This is a genomic window from Klebsiella sp. FDAARGOS_511, from assembly GCF_003812845.1.
In the GTDB taxonomy this organism is placed as follows: domain Bacteria; phylum Pseudomonadota; class Gammaproteobacteria; order Enterobacterales; family Enterobacteriaceae; genus Klebsiella; species Klebsiella grimontii.
Genome location: NZ_CP033824.1, coordinates 2,390,960 through 2,406,574, shown reverse-complemented (window position 1 = coordinate 2,406,574; position 15,615 = coordinate 2,390,960). Strand labels below are relative to the sequence as shown.

At 54.9% G+C, this 15,615-nt stretch carries 17 protein-coding genes; 11 read left to right on the top strand and 6 right to left on the bottom strand.

Features of this window, described 5'->3' with window-relative positions:
- Positions 1–27: 27 nt before the first annotated feature.
- From nsrR to rlmB, 3 genes are all read left to right on the top strand, one after another.
- Positions 28–453, top strand: a complete 426-nt coding sequence (nsrR, locus tag EGY08_RS12530; RefSeq protein ID WP_004097980.1) for a nitric oxide-sensing transcriptional repressor NsrR — start codon at positions 28–30, stop codon at positions 451–453.
- A gap of 37 nt (positions 454–490) precedes the next feature.
- Positions 491–2,938 carry a ribonuclease R gene (gene rnr / locus EGY08_RS12525; RefSeq protein WP_049115782.1) on the top strand — a complete coding sequence of 816 codons (2,448 nt, stop codon included), beginning with the start codon at positions 491–493 and terminating at the stop codon, positions 2,936–2,938.
- Between the two features lie 85 nt (positions 2,939–3,023).
- Positions 3,024–3,755, top strand: coding sequence for a 23S rRNA (guanosine(2251)-2'-O)-methyltransferase RlmB (gene rlmB / locus EGY08_RS12520; protein ID WP_004109129.1), 732 nt, complete (start codon positions 3,024–3,026; stop codon positions 3,753–3,755).
- 45 nt (positions 3,756–3,800) lie between these two features.
- On the opposite strand, the gene EGY08_RS12515 is transcribed toward rlmB, so the two are convergent.
- Positions 3,801–4,154, bottom strand: a complete 354-nt coding sequence (locus EGY08_RS12515; RefSeq protein ID WP_049115780.1) for a hypothetical protein — start codon at positions 4,152–4,154, stop codon at positions 3,801–3,803.
- Positions 4,155–4,290: 136 nt separating this feature from the next.
- Positions 4,291–5,492, bottom strand: a protein-coding gene (locus EGY08_RS12510; RefSeq protein WP_096913407.1) for an IS3 family transposase whose coding sequence is annotated in 2 segments (ribosomal slippage) — positions 4,291–5,177 and positions 5,177–5,492 — 1,203 coding nt in all. Because the reading frame shifts where the segments join, the coding sequence is not laid out codon by codon here.
- A 102-nt stretch (positions 5,493–5,594) separates the two neighbouring features.
- Between EGY08_RS12510 and EGY08_RS12505 the strand changes: the two genes are divergently transcribed.
- Positions 5,595–7,232, top strand: a complete 1,638-nt coding sequence (locus EGY08_RS12505; protein ID WP_123828549.1) for an isovaleryl-CoA dehydrogenase — start codon at positions 5,595–5,597, stop codon at positions 7,230–7,232.
- Here EGY08_RS12505 and yjfN read toward each other — a convergent pair.
- Both yjfN and bsmA read right to left on the bottom strand, forming a co-directional pair.
- Positions 7,223–7,498, bottom strand: coding sequence for a DUF1471 family protease activator YjfN (gene yjfN, locus EGY08_RS12500; RefSeq protein ID WP_014227626.1), 276 nt, complete (start codon positions 7,496–7,498; stop codon positions 7,223–7,225). The genes EGY08_RS12505 and yjfN overlap by 10 nt on opposite strands.
- Before the next feature lie 137 nt (positions 7,499–7,635).
- Positions 7,636–7,944 (bottom strand): biofilm peroxide resistance protein BsmA, encoded by a 309-nt coding sequence (gene bsmA / locus EGY08_RS12495; protein WP_004128104.1) that lies wholly within the window; start codon positions 7,942–7,944, stop codon positions 7,636–7,638.
- 197 nt (positions 7,945–8,141) lie between these two features.
- Between bsmA and yjfP the strand changes: the two genes are divergently transcribed.
- Entirely contained in the window at positions 8,142–8,858 is a 717-nt protein-coding gene (gene yjfP / locus EGY08_RS12490) for an esterase (protein WP_123828548.1), read from the top strand.
- Here the strand turns inward: yjfP and ulaR are convergent.
- Positions 8,855–9,610: an HTH-type transcriptional regulator UlaR gene (gene ulaR / locus EGY08_RS12485; RefSeq protein ID WP_004128109.1), complete on the bottom strand. Its 756-nt coding sequence runs from the start codon at positions 9,608–9,610 to the stop codon at positions 8,855–8,857. The genes yjfP and ulaR overlap by 4 nt on opposite strands.
- 106 nt (positions 9,611–9,716) lie before the next feature.
- Positions 9,717–10,781 (bottom strand): L-ascorbate 6-phosphate lactonase, encoded by a 1,065-nt coding sequence (ulaG, locus tag EGY08_RS12480; RefSeq protein WP_004128112.1) that lies wholly within the window; start codon positions 10,779–10,781, stop codon positions 9,717–9,719.
- 364 nt (positions 10,782–11,145) lie between these two features.
- On the opposite strand from ulaG, the gene ulaA reads away from it, so the two are divergent.
- Genes ulaA through EGY08_RS12450 form a run of 6 tightly spaced genes read left to right on the top strand, consistent with a single transcriptional unit; the run spans position 11,146 to position 15,555 of the window.
- Entirely contained in the window at positions 11,146–12,546 is a 1,401-nt protein-coding gene (ulaA, locus tag EGY08_RS12475) for a PTS ascorbate transporter subunit IIC (protein WP_004128123.1), read from the top strand.
- A 12-nt stretch (positions 12,547–12,558) separates the two neighbouring features.
- Positions 12,559–12,864, top strand: coding sequence for a PTS ascorbate transporter subunit IIB (gene ulaB / locus EGY08_RS12470; RefSeq protein WP_004109091.1), 306 nt, complete (start codon positions 12,559–12,561; stop codon positions 12,862–12,864).
- A 9-nt stretch (positions 12,865–12,873) separates the two neighbouring features.
- Positions 12,874–13,341, top strand: a complete 468-nt coding sequence (gene ulaC, locus EGY08_RS12465; RefSeq protein ID WP_004128126.1) for a PTS ascorbate transporter subunit IIA — start codon at positions 12,874–12,876, stop codon at positions 13,339–13,341.
- A 13-nt stretch (positions 13,342–13,354) separates the two neighbouring features.
- Positions 13,355–14,005: a 3-keto-L-gulonate-6-phosphate decarboxylase UlaD gene (ulaD, locus tag EGY08_RS12460; protein WP_004128129.1), complete on the top strand. Its 651-nt coding sequence runs from the start codon at positions 13,355–13,357 to the stop codon at positions 14,003–14,005.
- Positions 14,006–14,014: 9 nt separating this feature from the next.
- Positions 14,015–14,869: an L-ribulose-5-phosphate 3-epimerase UlaE gene (ulaE, locus tag EGY08_RS12455; protein ID WP_049115772.1), complete on the top strand. Its 855-nt coding sequence runs from the start codon at positions 14,015–14,017 to the stop codon at positions 14,867–14,869.
- Entirely contained in the window at positions 14,869–15,555 is a 687-nt protein-coding gene (locus tag EGY08_RS12450) for an L-ribulose-5-phosphate 4-epimerase (protein ID WP_004128133.1), read from the top strand. The genes ulaE and EGY08_RS12450 overlap by 1 nt, the downstream gene beginning before the upstream one ends.
- Positions 15,556–15,615 lie beyond the last annotated feature (60 nt).

The following is a 15,615-nucleotide window of genomic DNA, read 5'->3' as shown; positions in this document are numbered from 1 at the left end:
CTGTTTTTCTTTTCCCTGAGGTTGATTGTGCAGTTAACGAGTTTCACTGATTACGGATTACGCGCGCTGATTTATATGGCGTCGCTACCGGATGGAAGAATGACCAGCATCTCCGAAGTGACGGAGGTTTACGGCGTTTCCCGTAATCATATGGTTAAAATAATCAATCAGCTAAGTCGCGTGGGGTACGTGACCGCGGTACGGGGAAAAAATGGGGGCATTCGTCTGGGGAAACCGGCAAATATGATTCGCGTGGGGGATGTTGTTCGCGATCTTGAGCCGCTCTCGTTGGTCAACTGCAGCAGCGAATTTTGCCATATTACGCCCGCCTGTCGTCTTAAACAGGCGCTTGCTGAAGCCGCGCAAAGTTTTCTCAAGGAACTGGATAACTACACGCTGGCCGATTTGGTTGAAAAGAATCAACCGCTTTATAAATTATTACTGGTGGAGTGACGTAAACTTCACTGGAGATGACAACGGAGGAACCGACATGTCACAAGATCCTTTCCTGGACCGCGAATCTGAAAAATACGCTAATCCAATCCCGAGCCGGGAATTTATCCTCGATCATTTAGCAAAACGCGAAAAACCGGCTAGCCGAGATGAGCTGGCAATAGAGCTGAATATTGAAGGCGAAGAACAACAAGAAGCATTGCGCCGCAGATTGCGTGCAATGGAACGCGATGGTCAACTGGTCTTTACACGTCGTCAGTGCTATGCGCTGCCGGAACGTCTTGATCTGCTGAAAGGGACCGTTATCGGTCATCGTGATGGTTATGGCTTCCTGCGCGTTGAAGGCCGTAAAGATGACCTGTATCTGTCGTCCGAGCAGATGAAAACCTGCATTCACGGCGATCAGGTGCTGGCGCAGCCGCTGGGCGCCGACCGTAAAGGCCGTCGGGAAGCGCGTATTGTCCGCGTACTGGTGCCCAAAACGGGTCAGATTGTGGGCCGCTACTTTACCGATGCGGGCGTTGGCTTCGTGGTGCCGGATGACAGCCGCTTGAGCTTCGATATCCTGATCCCCCCGGAACAGATCATGGGCGCGCGGATGGGATTTGTCGTGGTGGTTGAGCTGACCCAGCGTCCAACCCGCCGCACCAAAGCGGTCGGCAAGATCGTTGAGGTACTTGGCGACAATATGGGTACCGGTATGGCGGTCGATATGGCCCTGCGCACCCATGAAATTCCCTACGTCTGGCCGCCAGCGGTCGAAAAACAGGTTGCCGGCCTGAAAGAACAGGTACCTGAAGAGGCGAAAAAAGGGCGCGTTGATTTACGCAGCCTGCCGCTGGTCACCATTGATGGCGAAGACGCCCGTGACTTTGATGATGCCGTGTACTGCGAGAAGAAACGCGGCGGTGGCTGGCGTCTGTGGGTGGCGATCGCCGATGTGAGCTACTACGTGCGCCCGGGTACGCCGCTGGATGGCGAGGCGCGTAGCCGCGGCACGTCGGTCTACTTCCCGTCTCAGGTGGTTCCGATGCTGCCTGAAGTGCTCTCTAACGGCCTGTGTTCACTGAATCCTCAGGTCGACAGGCTCTGTATGGTTTGTGAAATGACGATTTCGGCCAAGGGGCGTCTGACCGGCTTCAAATTCTACGAAGCGGTGATGAGCTCCCATGCCCGTCTGACCTATACCAAAGTCTGGCATATGCTGCAGGGCGACCAGGATCTGCGCGAGCAGTACGCGCCGCTGGTTAAGCATATTGAAGAGCTGCATAACCTCTACAAAGTGCTGGACGGCGCGCGTGAAGAGCGCGGCGGTATCTCATTTGAGAGTGAAGAAGCTAAATTCATCTTTAATGCTGAACGCCGCATTGAACGTATTGAGCAGACTCAGCGTAACGACGCGCACAAGCTGATTGAAGAGTGCATGATCCTGGCGAACATCTCCGCTGCGCGCTTCGTTGAGAAGGCCGAGGAACCGGCGCTGTTCCGTATCCATGACAAACCGAGTACGGAAGCGATTACCGCATTCCGTTCGGTGCTCGCGGAGCTAGGGCTTGAACTGCCTGGCGGCAACAAGCCGGAGCCGCGCGACTATGCGGAATTACTGACCTCTATCGCCGATCGTCCGGATGCAGAGATGCTGCAAACCATGCTGCTGCGGTCGATGAAACAGGCAATATACGACCCGGAAAACCGTGGCCACTTTGGTCTGGCGCTGCAATCCTATGCCCACTTCACCTCGCCGATTCGCCGCTATCCTGACCTTTCGCTGCATCGCGCGATCAAGTATTTACTGGCGAAAGAGCAGGGACATAAAGGCAATAGCACCGAGACCGGCGGCTGGCACTACAGCATGGACGAGATGCTGCAGCTGGGAGCGCACTGTTCGATGACCGAGCGTCGTGCTGATGAAGCGACGCGCGATGTTTCGGACTGGCTGAAGTGTGACTTCATGTTGGATCAGGTGGGTAACGTCTTTAAGGGCGTGATTGCCAGCGTGACCGGCTTTGGTTTCTTCGTCCGTCTGGATGAGCTGTTTATTGATGGCCTGGTGCACGTCTCTTCTCTCGATAACGACTACTACCGCTTCGATCAGGTCGGGCAGCGTCTGATTGGTGAATCCGGCGGCCAGACCTATCGACTGGGCGATCGCGTGGAAGTGCGCGTTGAAGCGGTCAACATGGACGAGCGTAAAATTGACTTCTCGCTTATCTCCAGCGAGCGCGCGCCGCGCAACGTCGGTAAGACCGAGCGAGAAAAAGCGAAGAAAGGTGGCGCAGGTAAATCTTCCGGACGTCGCCGTCAGGCGGGCAAGCAGGTAAACTTCGAGCCGGATAGCGCATTCCGCAAACAGAAAGGTCAGCCTCAGGCAAAGTCCGCTCAGCCAAAAGGCGAGAAGAAAGCGAAGAAGCCGTCGGAGAAAACCCAGAAGATCGCCGCAGCGACCAAGGCCAAGCGCGCGGCGAAAAAGAAAATAGCTGAGTAATGATATCCCTTTACCCCGGCGACTCCCGGAATCGTAATGGGACCGGGGTGAAGGGACTGAAAACAGAACCTAAACGAGTAGATAAATGAGTGAAATGATTTACGGCATCCACGCGGTGCAGGCGCTGCTGGAGCGTGCTCCTGAGCGTTTCCAGGAAGTCTTTATTCTGAAAGGCCGCGAGGATAAGCGCCTTATGCCGCTGATCCATGCTCTGGAAGCGCAGGGTGTGGTGATTCAGGTCGCCAGCCGCCAGTTTCTGGATGAGAAAAGCGAAGGCGCCGTTCATCAGGGAATTATTGCCCGCGTGAAGCCCGGACGTCAGTATCAGGAGAACGATCTGCCGGATCTGATCGCCTCTCTCGATCAGCCGTTCTTTTTGATCCTTGACGGCGTGACCGATCCGCACAACCTCGGCGCCTGTTTACGTAGCGCTGACGCCGCTGGCGTGCATGCGGTGATTGTCCCCAAAGACCGTTCTGCGCAGCTGAATGCCACGGCGAAAAAAGTGGCCTGCGGTGCGGCGGAAAACGTCCCGCTGATCCGCGTCACCAACCTGGCGCGTACCATGCGTTTGCTGCAGGAAGAGAACGTCTGGATCGTCGGTACTGCCGGTGAGGCCGATCATACGCTGTTCCAGAGCAAAATGACCGGATCGCTGGCGCTGGTCATGGGAGCGGAAGGTGAAGGCATGCGCCGCCTGACCCGGGAGCACTGCGACGAGTTAATCAGCATCCCGATGGCCGGTAGTGTGTCGTCGCTGAACGTATCGGTCGCCACCGGTATTTGCCTGTTTGAAGCGGTACGCCAGCGCAGCTAATCTCTTCTTTCTGAATAAGCCATTCTCCGGAATGGCTTATCTTCATCAGTCCTGTTCATCCTCTCGCTCTATCCGACGGGCAATGTCGAGACCTTTTTCAACATAGTCCAGGACCTGGCTCAAGGGTAATTCCTCTCCCGGTTCATCTCCCGTTTGCTTAATGAATTTAAGCTGCGCGCCTCGATGCTTTAATACTTTGACGAGATTCAGAAAATTTCCAATGGGGTTCTGCTCTTCCAGAATGTCATCGCAGATTTTGTTTTCATCAAATGAGGTGACGTAACCGTAAGCGTTCAGGTTCTGCTTGATAGCGCTCATCGCGAGATGAGGAAGATGGCGGTGGATAAGCGGAATATAGCTCGGCGCATTTTCTCGAGCTTCAATAATTAAATGAATCATGAAATTCCCTTTCTGATTGTGAGAGAACTTTATAACAGAGTTCTCTGACGGAAAGTGCGCCGTTGTCCATACTTATGAATAGAGCCATTGAAGGAGGGTGGATTGGCCCCTATATTTCCAGACACTTTTTATCGCTTTACCCATTACTGGTTCGCCGCCGCAGATATTCCCGTGGCGAACGATATCCCAGTGCACTGTGCGGATGCCATTCGTTGTAATGTTCGAAGGCCTCCGCAAGGTTCTTTGCCGCTGTTAACCCGTCAGGTTTTGGCATGATGCTGATGTAGTCGCGCTTCATCGTTTTCACGAAGCTCTCCGCCATTCCGTTGCTTTCTGGACTACGTACCGCCGTATGTTTTGGCTCCAGTCCTACCATTCTGGCGAACTGACGCGTCTGATGAGAACGGTAGGCTGAACCGTTGTCTGTCAGCCACTCAACGGGGGATGTCGGCAGCCTGTTACCGAAGCGACGCTCTACTGCACCCAGCATGACGTCCTGCACGGTTTCACTGTCATATCCACCGGTACTTGCCGCCCAGTGAAGTGCCTCGCGATCGCAACAGTCCAGTGCGAACGTGACCCGCAGTTTTTCACCGTTATCACAGCTGAACTCGAAGCCGTCGGAGCACCACCGCTGGTTACTTTCTCCAACGGCCACTTTCCCTCTATGCGCCCGCTTCGAGGGCGGTATTGCCGGTTTACGCTCAAGCAGCAGCGCATTCTGACGCATGATGCGGTATACGCGTTTGGCATTGATCACCGCCATGTCGTCAGTTTCTGATTGTCTGCGCAGCAGTGCCCATACACGACGATAACCATAGGTGGGCAGATCGTCGATAACGGTATGGATACGAGCCAGCGCTTCAGTATCATCAGGCTTGCGCTTGCACCGACGATCCTGCCAGCCCTTCGACCGACGGGCCATGGCATGCAGTTGCGCACGTGAGACCCGGAGGCAACGACTGACAAGGCTTATTCGCCATCCTCCGGCAACAAGGGCACGTGCGCTATCCACTTTTTTTGTCGGCCATATTCAACGGCTTCTTTCAGCAGCTCGTTTTCCATGGTTTTTTTGCCCAGCAGGCGCTGTAACTCTTTAATTTGCTTCATTGCAGATGCCAGCTCCGACGCGGGTACAACCTGTTCACCCGCGGCAACCGCAGTGAGACTGCCTTCCTGATATTGCTTACGCCACAGGAACAGCTGACTGGCAGCAACGCCATGCTGACGGGCGACCAGCGACACGGTCATTCCGGGCTCAAAGCTCTGCTGAACAATGGCGATTTTTTCCTGAACGCTGCGCCGTCTGCGCTTCTCTGGACCTAGAACATCAATCATTCGGACTCCAACGACTAGTCTAAAACTAGTATTAAGACTATCACTAATTTAAGTGATACCAACTGTCTGGAGATTCATGGGGCCAGTCTAGAGGGAAACATAATGCACTGGCAAACTCATACCGTATTTAACCAACCCTCGCCGCTGTGCAACAGCAACTTATTCTTGTCCGATACCGCCCTGCGTGAAGCCGTCGTCCGCGAAGGCGCGGGCTGGGATGGCGATCTGCTGGCGAGCATTGGTCAACAGCTGGGGACGGCCGAATCTCTGGAGCTGGGGCGCCTGGCCAACAGCAACCCGCCGGAACTGCTGCGCTATGACGCCACGGGATCGCGGCTTGACGATGTGCGTTTCCATCCCGCCTGGCATCTCCTGATGCAGGGACTATGCGCTAACCGGGTACATAACCTCGCCTGGCAGGAGGATGCTCGCGGAGGTTCTTTCGTTGCCCGCGCTGCCCGCTTTATGCTGCATGCGCAGGTAGAAGCGGGAACCCTGTGTCCCACCACCATGACCTTTGCCGCTATTCCATTGCTGCAGAGTTCCTTACCCAGGCCCTTTAGCGACTGGTTATCACCGCTATTAAGCGATCGCTACGATCCGCATTTGGTACCGGGAAATCAGAAACGCGGGCTGCTTATCGGCATGGGGATGACGGAAAAGCAGGGGGGATCTGATGTCCTGAGCAATACGACCCGTGCGGAGAAGACAGCCGAAGGCTTTTATCATCTGATTGGGCATAAATGGTTTTTCTCCGTACCGCAGAGCGATGCTCATCTGGTGCTGGCTCAGGCGCCGGCGGGCCTCTCCTGCTTTTTTGTTCCGCGCCTGTTGCCGGATGGCCAGCGTAACGGCGTACATCTGGAAAGGCTGAAAGATAAATTGGGCAACCGCGCGAATGCCAGCAGCGAAGCCGAGTTTTTCAATGCCTGCGGCTGGCTGGTCGGGGAAGAGGGTGATGGCGTCCGGCAAATTCTCAAAATGGGCGGTCTGACCCGTTTTGACTGTGCGCTGGGTAGCCATGCGCTGATGCGCCGGGCCTATTCGGTAGCGTTATACCATGCTCTGCAGCGTCAGGCATTTGGTAAAAATCTGGTCGATCAGCCGATGATGCGTCAGGTTCTGGGGCAGATGGCGCTGCGGCTGGAAGGGCAAACCGTCTTTCTGTTCCGCCTGGCGAGGGCCTGGGACAGGCGCAATGATGTGCAGGAAGCGCTATGGGCAAGGTTGTTCACGCCCGCGGCGAAATTTGCTATCTGCAAATCCGGTATCGCCTTCGTCGCCGAGGCGATGGAGGTGCTGGGCGGCTCCGGCTACTGTGAAGAAAGTGAACTGCCGCGTTTGTATCGTGAAATGCCGGTAAACAGTATCTGGGAAGGTTCAGGGAATATTATGTGCCTGGACGTGATGCGTGTTCTGATGAAGCAGCCGGCGGCGCTTGAGCTTCTGGCGGCGGAGTGCGCGGAAGTGAAAGGGCAAAATCGTCATTTCGATCGGGCGTGGCGGCAGCTGCAGCAGTGGCTACGGCGCCCTCACGAAGAACAGGGACGGGAGATTACCCGGCTGGTTTATCTGCTTGGCGTTGGCGCTCAGGTATTACGCTTCGCTTCACCGCCGTTGGCAGAGGCCTGGTGTCGTATGATGCTCGACACGCGCGGCGGCATGCGGCTGGATGAGCAGACGCTGGATGATTTGCTGTTACGGGCAACGGGACGCGGACGCCTGGCGCCTCAGGCATAGAGAATGGCCTGTACCCGCCAGTTATCCGGCTGCTGCTCCTCGTACATCTGGACAATGCGATACCAGGACGCGCCCTGTTCGTCGGCCTGCACGGCGATGGCGTGCTCAACATCCTGCTGGCTGCCGGAGATGTTGTTAACGCAAATCAGGCCAATTTCGTTCAGGCCCGTTACGCAGTCAGCGCTGGCAAACTCCGCTGACTGCGCGGAAGTATTGGCCGTGACGGTGGTCAACATCAGGCTGGGTAGGGTAAAAGTTCGTTTCATCGTCAGCTCCATTTCACATAGTCCTGAGGGCAGTCCGTTGCTAACGTTCTGCCAGGTTACAGCTGGCTGAACGTTATTATGCACAGGAGAACGTGAATGGATGCAAAACAGTGTAAAGCTGGCTTAAAGGTTGACCGCTATTTACGGTACAAAATTGCCTGCGAATACCACTGGCCCGGAACCATGGTGTCATCAATCATTATGATGACGTAGTAATCAGCTTTAGCCGCCTCTGCTTTGAGCTTCAGCGCAGCCTCTACATCCATCGGCGAGCCGTACATTAATACGCTCACCGTCCCCATCTTCTGCAGACCCGCCGTCTGGTTACGCTGGATCTCTTGTGGATGGTCGGTTGCTGGCGGCGGCGCCTTTGGCGTCCCTTGTAGGGCGCTACAGCCGGTTAAAGCGATTGCCATTAACCACGGTGCAAACCTACGCATAACCATATCTCGTTTCCTGTTAGTCATAGTGTAGTGGTAGCCTGAATGTCATTTCCGGGGAATGTTCCCAAATTGTTATCCCGTACGCGATTTTCGAATGAAAATATCGTGAAAGCGTAATCTGGTTCTCAAGATTATGAATCATGTGCGAGCGAGTGACTTGAGTAATAACATAACATCACTTGAGAGAAAGGAGACGGTAAATGATTGCACTAGAAATGCGTAACCTTGCGGGTGGGGAGATTCTCCATGCGTACCCGCAGGGCGCCGCGGATACGGCGCTGCCTTGCATTGTCTTTTACCATGGTTTTACCTCTTCTAAGCTGGTCTACAGCTATTTTGCCGTTGCGCTTGCAGAGGCGGGCTTTCGGGTGATTATGCCCGATGCAGCGGAACACGGCGCGCGCTACCGGGGAGACGAACAGGGGCGGATGCAGCGCTTCTGGCCGATTCTGATGAACAATTTTATTGAATTTCCGGCGCTACAGGAGGCGATTCGGGAGCGGGGATGGCTTGCTGACGACAGGCTGGCGGTGGCCGGCGCATCGATGGGCGGAATGACGGCCTTAGGGATTATGACCCACCACCCGGAGCTGAAAAGCGTCGCCTGCCTGATGGGGTCAGGCTATTTCAGTTCGCTCTCGCAGACGCTTTTTCCTTCTCCTTCGTGGGAGGCAGGGCAGCTGGCTGAGTGGGACGTCAGCCAGCAGCTGGCGACCCTCGCCAGCCGACCGCTGCTGCTCTGGCACGGCGATGAGGATGATGTGGTGCCGCCGGGGGAGACCTTCCGCCTGCAGCAGGCGCTGCAGCAAAACGCACTGGCCGACAACTTAACCTGCATTTGGCAGAAAGGCGTCCGTCACCGCATTACGCCGGAAGCGTTAGCCGCGACGGTGGCATTTTTTCAACGTCACCTTTAAACGCGAATCACCTGAACGCCCTGATCTTCAAGCTGCTTGAGGATCGCCTCATCGGCCTGTTTACCGGTAATAACCAGGTCGATTTGCCCGGCCTGGCTAAAGAGCATTCCGGCGCGTTCGCCTACTTTGCTGCTGTCGACCAGAACCGCGAGTTTGCCGACAACGTTAAGCATTTTTTGCTCCGCCATCGCTGTCAGCATATCGGTTTTGTACAACCCTTCGGCGGTCAACCCTTTGCCGCTGGTAAACATCCAGTGCCCGGCGTACAGGCTGTTTTCGCTGCCCTGCGGGCTCAGCGTGATGGAGTGGCTGCGGTTATACTGCCCGCCCATAATAATGACGCTGTCGTGTTCCTGATCGATCAGGTAGTTGGCTAGCGGCAAATAGTTGGTGATGATCTGCACCGGTTTACCGCACAGTTCTTGCCCAAGCAGGAATGCGGTAGAGCCGCAATTTATGACGATGCTTTCGCCCGGGTTCACCAGCTGCGAAGCCGCGCGTGCAATCCGCACCTTCTCATCGTGGTTTTGCGCCTGGTGAATATTCATTGGTGACCAGCGCGGGCGCTGCTCGCTGATGGCTTCCGCGCCGTTGCGGACCTTTTTCAGCTTGCCGCTTTCATCGAGTTTGTTGATATCGCGTCGTGCCGTCGCCGGAGAAATTCCCAGCCGGGAAATCACCTGCTCCACGGTGACAAATCCCGTTTGTGCCAGCAAATCCAGTAAAATTTGATGTCTTTGCGCTTCCGTCATGAGCAAATCCGATTAAAAGTGATAAGCAAAGATGATATTTGAAATCAGGTGAAAATACTAATGCTGACGGGGATAATTTCCGGCGGGCGGTCCCGCCGGAGAAGCCTTACAGGAAAGACTTAAAGGGCAGGTCCGGTTCCATGGTGAAGCAATCGTCGAATCCGCGCGGATAGTGGTATTCAAAGCTGTCTTTATCCAGCGGCCAGGTGAATTTCCCACCCACCTGCCAGATAAAAGGCTTAAAGCCATACTTCAGGCGGTCTTTTTTCATCTCCCACAGAACGCGGATTTCCTGCGGATCGGCCTGGAAGTTTGACCAGATATCGTGATGAAACGGGATCACCACTTTGGCATTCAGAGACTCGGCCATGCGCAGGATATCGGCGCTGGTCATTTTGTCGGTGATACCGCGCGGGTTCTCGCCATAGGAACCGAGAGCCACGTCTATCTGGTGTTCGTTACCGTGCTTCGCGTAGTAGTTGGAGTAGTGAGAATCGCCGCTATGGTAAAGGTTGCCGCCCGGCGTTTTGAACAGGTAGTTCACCGCGCGCTGATCCATTCCGTCCGGCAGTACGCCTGCCGCTTTCTGATCCGCGGGCAAGGTAATCAGAGCCGTACGGTCAAAAGCGTCGAGCGCGTGAATTTCGACGTCTTTTATTTTGACCACATCGCCCGGCTTCATCACGATGCAGCGCTCTTTCGGTACGCCCCAGCCAATCCACAGATCGACGCAGGTTTGCGGACCGATAAACGGCACGTCATCGGCGCAGTTTTGCATAACCGCGGCGGCCACGTTCACATCAATGTGATCGTTATGATCGTGGGTGGACAGTACGGCGTCGATCTGGCGAATAGCGAACGGATCGAGAACAAACGGGGTGGTGCGCAGGTTGGGCTGGAGCTTCTTCACGCCGGCCATACGTTGCATCTGGTGGCCGGTTTTCATCAGCGGATTCCCGTGGCTTTGCTTGCCGGTACCGCACCAGAAATCGACGCAGATATTGGCCCCGCCTTCGGATTTCAGCCAGATGCCCGTACAACCCAACCACCACATCGCAAAGGTGCCCGGCGCAACCTGCTCTTGTTCAATTTCTTCATTCAGCCAGCTACCCCATTCCGGAAAAGTGTTCAGGATCCATGATTCGCGGGTGATGGTTTGCACTTTACTCATTTGTTTTTCCCTCACATATTATCAAAAGTAATCACGATGTGATTTGTTTTGACGAATACTGGCATCGTTTGTTCAGGATTGCAATCCTGAATTTTGCCCTTCATGAGAGTAGTTGTGGGAGTTAAAAAGAGATGAATGTATACTTTATGATATGTGGTTTATCTTATTTTATTGATTTTAATATATTATTTTTCAATTTCTGAAAATGAGAATTAATACCATGATGGATTGTATGATTATTTGCGGCGTGCGTCACATTTAATCAAATATAATCTTGTTGTGATTATTTTTGATTATTAGAGTGATCGCAACAACCAACCTGGGCGTAGCGTGCGTTCAGAGCGTCCACTTTCTGGAGTGTGTTATGGAGATTCTCTACCACATCTTTACCGTGTTCTTTAACCAGGTTATGACCAACGCCCCGCTGCTGCTGGGTATTGTGACCTGCCTGGGCTATATCCTGCTGCGCAAAAGCGCCAGCGTTATCGTTAAAGGGACAATTAAAACCATTATCGGTTTTATGCTGCTGCAGGCCGGCTCCGGCATTCTGACCAGCACGTTTAAACCGGTGGTGGCGAAAATGTCTGAAGTTTACGGCATCAACGGCGCTATCTCTGATACCTATGCCTCCATGATGGCGACCATTGAGAGGATGGGCGATGCTTACAGCTGGGTGGGCTATGCCGTGCTGTTAGCCCTGGCGCTGAATATTTGTTATGTCCTGCTGCGGCGTATTACCGGTATTCGTACCATCATGCTTACCGGGCACATCATGTTCCAGCAGGCGGGGCTGATTGCCGTCTCTTTTTATATCTTCGGCTACACGATGTGGACGACGATTATCTGCACGGCGGTGCTGGTGTCACTCTATTGGGGCATTACCTCAAATATGATGTATAAGCCGACGCAGGAAGTGACCGACGGCTGCGGCTTCTCCATCGGACACCAGCAGCAGTTCGCTTCATGGATTGCTTACAAGATCGCCCCGTATCTGGGTAAAAAAGAGGAGAGCGTTGAGGATCTCAAGCTGCCTGGCTGGCTGAACATCTTTCACGACAACATTGTCTCCACGGCTATCGTGATGACCATTTTCTTCGGCGCGATTTTGCTCTCCTTCGGCATCGACACCGTACAGGCGATGGCGGGTAAAACCCACTGGACAATCTATATCCTGCAAACCGGCTTCTCGTTCGCCGTCGCTATTTTCATTATCACCCAGGGCGTGCGCATGTTCGTCGCCGAACTTTCGGAAGCGTTCAACGGTATCTCCCAGCGCCTGATTCCCGGCGCCGTGCTGGCGATTGACTGCGCCGCGATTTATAGCTTTGCGCCAAACGCCGTCGTCTGGGGCTTTATGTGGGGCACCATCGGCCAACTGATCGCCGTCGGTATTCTGGTCGGCTTCGGCTCTTCCATTCTGATTATTCCGGGTTTTATCCCGATGTTCTTCTCTAACGCCACCATCGGCGTGTTTGCTAACCATTTTGGCGGCTGGCGCGCGGCGCTCAAGATTTGTCTGGTGATGGGGATGATCGAAATCTTTGGCTGCGTCTGGGCGGTGAAGCTGACCGGCATGAGCGCCTGGATGGGCATGGCGGACTGGTCAATTCTGGCGCCGCCGATGATGCAGGGCTTCGCCTCCATCGGTATCGCGTTTATAGCCGTCATCATCATTATCGCACTGGCTTATATGTTCTTCGCAGGGCGCACGCTGCGTGCTGAAGAGGACGCGGAAAAACAACTGGCAGATGCTTCTGCTCAATAAGGAGTTTTGACTATGACCGTACGTATTCTGGCTGTATGTGGCAACGGGCAAGGAAGTTCCATGATCATGAAGATGAAGGTGGACCAGTTTTTGACCCAGTCAAATATCGATCACACGGTAAACAGCTGCGCGGTGGGTGAATACAAAAGTGAACTAAACGGTGCGGATATCATCATCGCCTCCACCCATATCGCCGGTGAGATTAGCGTCTCCGGCAACAAGTATGTGGTTGGGGTGCGCAACATGCTATCGCCTGCGGATTTCGGCCCAAAACTGCTGGAAGTGATCAAAGCGCACTTTCCGCAGGATGTGAAGTAAGGAGGCTAAATGAAATTACGTGACTCGCTGGTGGATAACAACTCCATCCTTTTACAAGCCGACGCCAGCACCTGGCAGGAAGCCGTCAAGCTGAGCGTTGATTTACTGGTAAAGGCGGATGTCGTTGAGCCGCGCTACTACCAGGCCATTCTGGATGGCGTAGCCCAGCATGGCCCCTATTTTGTGATTGCTCCCGGTCTGGCGATGCCGCATGGCCGCCCAGAAGAGGGGGTTAAGAAAACCGGCTTTGCGCTGGTCACGCTGAAAACGCCGCTGGTTTTTAATCACGAGGATAACGACCCGGTCGATATTCTGATCACCATGGCGGCCGTGGATGCCAATACCCATCAGGAAGTCGGCATCATGCAAATCGTTAATCTGTTTGAAGATGAAGCCAACTTTGACCGTTTACGCGCCTGCCGCACCGCGCAGGAAGTGCTGGAATTAATTGATAACGCCACGGCGGCGGCCGTTTAAAAGGAACACTACAATGTCATTACCTATGTTGCAGGTTGCGCTTGATAACCAATCCATGTCTTCCGCGTATGAAACGACGCGCCTGATAGCCGATGAAGTGGACATTATTGAAGTCGGCACCATTCTTTGTGTGGCTGAAGGCGTACGCGCCGTTCGCGACCTGAAGGCGCTCTATCCCAATAAAATCGTGCTGGCGGACGCCAAAATCGCCGATGCCGGTAAAATTCTCTCCCGCATGTGCTTTGAAGCCAACGCCGATTGGGTCACCGTGATCTGCTGCGCGGACATCAACACCACCAAAGGCGCGCTGGATGTCGCGAAAGAGTTCAACGGCGATGTTCAGATCGAACTGACCGGCTACTGGACCTGGGAGCAGGCGCAGGAGTGGCGCGAAGCGGGTATTCAGCAGGTGGTCTATCACCGTAGCCGCGATGCCCAGGCGGCCGGCGTGGCGTGGGGCGAGGCGGATATCAGCGCGATCAAACGCTTGTCTGAAATGGGCTTTAAAGTCACCGTCACCGGCGGCCTGGCGCTGGAAGATTTACCGCTGTTTAAAGGTATTCCCATTCACGTCTTTATCGCCGGTCGCAGCATTCGCGACGCTGCCTCTCCGGTAGAGGCCGCCCGGCAGTTTAAACGTTCTATCGCCCAGCTGTGGGGCTAAGGAGCGGTCATGCTGTCAAAACAAATTCCGCTCGGTATCTATGAAAAAGCGCTCCCCGCGGGGGAGTGCTGGCAAGAACGCCTGCGGCTGGCGAAAGAACTCGGCTTTGATTTCGTCGAAATGTCGGTAGATGAAACGGACGCCCGTCTGGCGCGACTAGACTGGAGCCGGGAGCAGCGCCTTGCGCTGGTCAACGCGATTGCCGAAACCGGGGTGCGGGTACCCTCTATGTGCCTGAGCGCCCATCGCCGCTTTCCGCTCGGTAGTGAAGACGACGCGGTTCGTGCGCAGGGCCTGGAGATTATGCGCAAAGCGATTCGGCTGGCGCAGGATGTGGGGATTCGCGTTATCCAACTGGCGGGTTACGACGTGTACTACCAGGAAGCCAATAACGAGACGCGCCGTCGTTTCCGCGACGGGCTAAAAGAGAGCGTCGAAATGGCGAGCCGCGCGCAGGTGACGCTGGCGATGGAAATCATGGACTACCCGCTGATGAACTCGATCAGCAAGGCGCTGGGCTATGCCCACTACCTGAATAATCCGTGGTTCCAGCTCTATCCGGATATCGGCAACCTGTCCGCCTGGGATAACGACGTGCAGATGGAGCTTCAGGCCGGAATGGGTCATATCGTGGCGGTGCACGTCAAAGATACGAAGCCCGGCGTGTTTAAAAACGTGCCGTTCGGTGAAGGCGTCGTCGATTTTGAACGTTGTTTCGAAACGCTCAAGCAGACGGGCTACTGCGGCCCGTATCTGATTGAAATGTGGAGCGAAACGACCGACGATCCGGCCGCTGAAGTTGCGAAAGCACGCGATTGGGTGAGGGCGCGGATGGCCCGCGCCGGTCTGGTGGAGGCGGCATAATGCACACGTTAAAACAGCAGGTCTTTGACGCCAATATGGATTTGCCGCGTTACGGACTGGTCACTTTTACCTGGGGTAACGTCAGCGCCATTGACCGCGAACGCGGGCTGGTAGCGATTAAGCCCAGCGGCGTCGCCTACGAGATCATGAAAGCGGATGATATGGTGGTAGTCGATCTCGAGGGTAAGGTGGTGGAAGGGCGCTATCGCCCTTCTTCCGATACCGCCACGCACCTGGCGCTATATCGTCGCTATCCGAGCCTCGGCGGCGTGGTGCATACCCACTCGACGCACGCGACGGCCTGGGCGCAGGCGGGCCTGGCTATTCCCGCGCTGGGGACGACCCACGCGGACTACTTCTTTGGCGATATTCCCTGCACCCGGGCGTTAAGCGCGCAGGAAGTGGCGGAGGCTTATGAGCTGAACACCGGCCACGTGATTATCGAAACGCTAGGAGACGTTGAGCCGCTGCATACGCCGGGCATCGTGGTTTATCAGCACGGGCCTTTTGCCTGGGGCAAAGATGCGCACGATGCGGTGCATAACGCGGTGGTGATGGAAGAGGTGGCGCGGATGGCGTGGATTGCTCGCGGGATCAATCCGCAGCTGAAGCCCATCGATAGCTGGCTGATGGACAAGCACTTTATGCGCAAGCATGGGCCAAATGCCTATTACGGGCAAAAGTGAAACACGTGCTCCGGAGCATTCATCTTTATGATGAATCAACCGGTCTGCTCCGGAGCCATT

Excerpts from the sequence above, each read along its gene's own strand:
- rnr (WP_049115782.1), top strand. The coding sequence starts at position 491 with ATGTCACAAGATCCTTTCCTGGACCGCGAATCTGAAAAATACGCTAAT.
- rlmB (WP_004109129.1), top strand. The coding sequence starts at position 3,024 with ATGAGTGAAATGATTTACGGCATCCACGCGGTGCAGGCGCTGCTGGAG.
- EGY08_RS12515 (WP_049115780.1), bottom strand. The coding sequence starts at position 4,154 with ATGATTCATTTAATTATTGAAGCTCGAGAAAATGCGCCGAGCTATATT.
- EGY08_RS12505 (WP_123828549.1), top strand. The coding sequence starts at position 5,595 with ATGCACTGGCAAACTCATACCGTATTTAACCAACCCTCGCCGCTGTGC.
- yjfN (WP_014227626.1), bottom strand. The coding sequence starts at position 7,498 with ATGAAACGAACTTTTACCCTACCCAGCCTGATGTTGACCACCGTCACG.
- bsmA (WP_004128104.1), bottom strand. The coding sequence starts at position 7,944 with ATGGTTATGCGTAGGTTTGCACCGTGGTTAATGGCAATCGCTTTAACC.
- yjfP (WP_123828548.1), top strand. The coding sequence starts at position 8,142 with ATGATTGCACTAGAAATGCGTAACCTTGCGGGTGGGGAGATTCTCCAT.
- ulaR (WP_004128109.1), bottom strand. The coding sequence starts at position 9,610 with ATGACGGAAGCGCAAAGACATCAAATTTTACTGGATTTGCTGGCACAA.
- ulaG (WP_004128112.1), bottom strand. The coding sequence starts at position 10,781 with ATGAGTAAAGTGCAAACCATCACCCGCGAATCATGGATCCTGAACACT.
- ulaA (WP_004128123.1), top strand. The coding sequence starts at position 11,146 with ATGGAGATTCTCTACCACATCTTTACCGTGTTCTTTAACCAGGTTATG.
- ulaB (WP_004109091.1), top strand. The coding sequence starts at position 12,559 with ATGACCGTACGTATTCTGGCTGTATGTGGCAACGGGCAAGGAAGTTCC.
- ulaC (WP_004128126.1), top strand. The coding sequence starts at position 12,874 with ATGAAATTACGTGACTCGCTGGTGGATAACAACTCCATCCTTTTACAA.
- ulaD (WP_004128129.1), top strand. The coding sequence starts at position 13,355 with ATGTCATTACCTATGTTGCAGGTTGCGCTTGATAACCAATCCATGTCT.
- ulaE (WP_049115772.1), top strand. The coding sequence starts at position 14,015 with ATGCTGTCAAAACAAATTCCGCTCGGTATCTATGAAAAAGCGCTCCCC.
- EGY08_RS12450 (WP_004128133.1), top strand. The coding sequence starts at position 14,869 with ATGCACACGTTAAAACAGCAGGTCTTTGACGCCAATATGGATTTGCCG.